We start from the raw sequence: 3,224 nt of genomic DNA, 5'->3' as shown, positions 1-3,224 counted from the left end.
CCGATCGTCGCGTAGGGGAACGACTGCGGGAAGTGGCCGAGCTGCAGGCCGTGCTCGGCGAGCAGGAATTCGGCGTGTGGGCCGGACAGGCCGGCTCCGAGCGTGGCGAGCCCGGACACGGGGTCGACGTCCTCGATCGCGTCGAAACGGCGAAGGTCCACCGAGACCACGGCGTCGAAATCGCCGGACACGGGGTTCACGCCGCCAACCACCGAGGTGCCGCCACCGAAGGGGACCACCGCGATCTCGTGTTCGGAGCAGTACTCGAGGATTGCGAGGACCTCGTCCTCTGTGCCCGGGACCAGTACTGCGTCGGGCGCGGATATTACGTCCCCCGAGCGCCATTCGAGGAGGTCGAGCGAGGACTTCCCGCGCGCCCGCGCCATGCGCTGTTCGCGGTCCTGGGACACGTTCTTCGCGCCGACGATCCGCTCGAGATCCTGCACCGTGGATTCGGAAAGCCGCGGCTCGGTGAGCGTCACCGACGCCGCATCGACGGTGTTGTCCTTATTGGTATCGACCCCCATCGCCTGCGAGAGAAGCTTCTTGATCGAATCGCTCAGCGGCTTCGCTTCGTCCGCGGTTCCCCACAGGTCGAAACGCATCGGAGGAAGGGCGACTGACGAGGTGTCGGAGGTCGAAGACATGGCTTCGATGGTACGTGAGGGCCGTGCCGGCGATGTCTTTCCGGCGCCTGCATCGATGCCTGGCTGGAGTTGAATTCCTCGGCGCGCGGGGTGAAAACTTAAGGCCCACACGGAGCAGTCCCAGGCCTTCGCCTCCTCATAGCTCGCCGCGCATCGCGAGAACCGCCTTGGCGGTTAATGACACCTGAAGTTCCTCATCGCGCGCGAGTTCGCTCAGTTCCTCGTCGACGTCGGGGCCAGGAATTTCGGCCAGCGCCTGCGTCAGCCGGCAACGCGCGTCCGCCGGACAACCGGGATCGTGGAGGCGAGCGATGAGCCACGCGGCGATGTCGCTGCCTCCTGATCCTCGGGAGGCGAGCTCGCCGAGAATTTCGGCGGCTTCGACGTCATTCCTCCCTTCCACCACCAGGGCTACGAGATGCCAGGCCACCTCCGGCAGGCCCCGGCGCCCGAGCTCCAGCGCGGAGCCCGCACGAATTCCGGGTTCTGAATCATCGAGTAATGCGCGCAGCGCCTCCGTCGATCCCGGAGTCTTGAGAGCCGACAACGCTCCGACGACCCGGGAACGAACCTGCGCGTCGGGCGAACGCGCGGCATCGGCGAGCGAGGGCAGAGCCGAGTCGCCGGCCCTGGCGATCGCCCAGTCGAGCGCGCCCGCGACGTTCGTCTCACTCTCGCCGATCCGCGCCTCGACGAGCTGCTCGGCGCCCACCCCGGGATCCGCGTCGAGCACGGCACGCTGTCGCGACCGGGGATCGGCGTCCCGCAGCGCACCCAACCGCCCGAGAACCGCCAGCACGCCCTGCCAATCACCCGGGCCCGCGGCCTCGATCTCCTCGAGATGGGCGAGCAGTTCACGTTCGCGCTCGATGCGCTGCCGCGTCTGCCTCGCCAGCTCGGCGAGCGACTGCTCGACTCCTCGCGAGGGATCGGCCAGCGCGCCCGACACCTCGGCGAGCGACATTCCCAGCGAGCGCAGGCTCTCGACGTGCAACAACCGAGCGAGCTCCTCGCGGGAATACTCACGATACCCGGACGATGAGCGCGCGGACGGCGACACGAGGCCGAGCTCGTCGTAGTGGCGAAGCATGCGGCGGCTCAGCCCCGTGCGCGCCGACACCTCGCCGATGAGCATCGCTATCCCGCCTCCATCTGCCGAAATCCCAGGGCCGTGGCCCTGTTGGCCTCCTCCAGAGCGTAGCCGAATCCCGCCTCCGGATTCCGCAGCAAATGTAGAGTCGCCCGCGCGTGCGTCGCCGCGTCCGCGTCCTCCGCGCCCGCGGCATCCTCGAGGACATCCTCGGCCGCATAACCCAGCTCGGCGAACGCCATCGCCAGGCTGCGCTTGACCTCCGCAGTTCCGCGCCCGAGCTGCGTCGCCAGGGTCTTGGCGAGCGCCGCGCGCTCGGTATAGGGCACGAGTATGACGCCGGACCTCCATGCCGCCCTGGCGACCTCGTCATCCGGATCGGCGAACATGGCATCGGTCAGCGCGTGCCACGCGCCCGCCGGCCGAATCTTCGACAGCGTGTGCAGCGCCTGGCTCCGCGCCTGCGGCGTCACCGAATCGAGCTCGGCGAGGACGAGCGGGACGGCCACGTCCTGCGCCTGCCGGGTGAGCGCCCAGGTCAGCATGTCGCGAACGAAGAAGTCGGGTTCGATGCCGCACCTTTCGACCAGTCGCGAGGCCAGCGCCGGATCGGGAGTGCTGCCGGCGGCCATCGCGGCTTTCATGCGCACCGATGCGTCAGTGTGCTCAAGCGCCTGGGCCATGAGCTCCCTCTGAGCGCCGTTGGTCTGCTGCTGTGGGTCCATCTCGACCACCTCCTGGGGCCAAGAGAACACCCTTACATCGTGTGAGGGTCAAGCGATTTTCGATCCAACTTCGTCGGCATTGCGTAGACACTGACCACTACGATCGACCGCATGTGGGGGTTCTTGGTCTTCGTCAATCTCTTCGCCCTGGTCATTGCCGCGGGTGTGGCAGGCGCTGTTCTTCCGCGAATGGCGCGAAACCGAGGCAACGGCTCTCCCGACACCACGGCCTCGCCGCGGCAGAAGTTCCCTTGGTTCTGGGTGGTGTTCCCGTTCACCTGTTTCTCGGCCGCTACAGCGTTCTCCATGACGTTTCTTCCGCCGCTGTCGCTCGCGGGACCTCGGCGCTATGCCGACTATCTCGAACCCGACCCCTTCACCATCGCGAACGCATTGAGCACCATTTTCATCATCGCGACGGTCCTCGGTGCCGGGCTATCGATTTGGGCGTGGAGGGCCAGACGCATCTAGGTAGTTTCCGCTCGTAGAACCCTTTTTCCACCCACCCAAAAACTGCTGATCAAATCAGCGCGGGCGTTCGCGTCGGGCACCGAATAGCCGGCATGGAACTCACCGCCACAGATGAGGCGATCGCGGACCACCGCTCAGGTTCTAGCGAATCGTTTCCCGCTTAAACCACGCCGTTCTCGTACGCGTACACGACGACCTGCGCACGGTCGCGCAGCGCGAGCTTCTGCAGCACCCGCCGCACGTGGGTCTTCACGGTCTCCTCGGAAATGAACAGCTCGTCGGCGATTTCCC

Annotated in this window: 5 protein-coding genes; 1 reads left to right on the top strand and 4 read right to left on the bottom strand. The window is 66.7% G+C overall.

Annotation, left to right across the window (positions count from 1 at the left end; genetic code table 11):
* The 3 genes from K8V11_RS09760 to K8V11_RS09750 form a co-directional block, all read right to left on the bottom strand.
* Positions 1-647: FAD-binding oxidoreductase (locus K8V11_RS09760; RefSeq protein ID WP_303913371.1), on the bottom strand; the 647-nt coding region annotated here is incomplete at its 3' end.
* A 136-nt stretch (positions 648-783) separates the two neighbouring features.
* Positions 784-1,782 (bottom strand): HEAT repeat domain-containing protein, encoded by a 999-nt coding sequence (locus tag K8V11_RS09755; protein WP_303913368.1) that lies wholly within the window; start codon positions 1,780-1,782, stop codon positions 784-786.
* Positions 1,783-1,784: 2 nt separating this feature from the next.
* Positions 1,785-2,462, bottom strand: a complete 678-nt coding sequence (locus tag K8V11_RS09750) for a HEAT repeat domain-containing protein (RefSeq protein ID WP_303913365.1) — start codon at positions 2,460-2,462, stop codon at positions 1,785-1,787.
* Between the two features lie 189 nt (positions 2,463-2,651).
* On the opposite strand from K8V11_RS09750, the gene K8V11_RS09745 reads away from it, so the two are divergent.
* A complete protein-coding gene (locus tag K8V11_RS09745) occupies positions 2,652-2,933 on the top strand; it encodes a hypothetical protein (protein ID WP_303913362.1) in 282 nt (93 codons plus the stop codon).
* A gap of 160 nt (positions 2,934-3,093) precedes the next feature.
* Here K8V11_RS09745 and K8V11_RS09740 read toward each other — a convergent pair.
* A partial coding sequence (locus K8V11_RS09740) for a response regulator transcription factor (RefSeq protein WP_303913374.1) occupies positions 3,094-3,224 on the bottom strand: 131 nt, incomplete at its 5' end.

Source organism: Dietzia timorensis, from assembly GCF_020742175.1.
Classification (GTDB): Bacteria; Actinomycetota; Actinomycetes; order Mycobacteriales; family Mycobacteriaceae; genus Dietzia; species Dietzia timorensis_A.
Note: the sequence above shows the minus strand (reverse complement) of the source record. Positions and strands in the feature narration are given on the sequence as shown.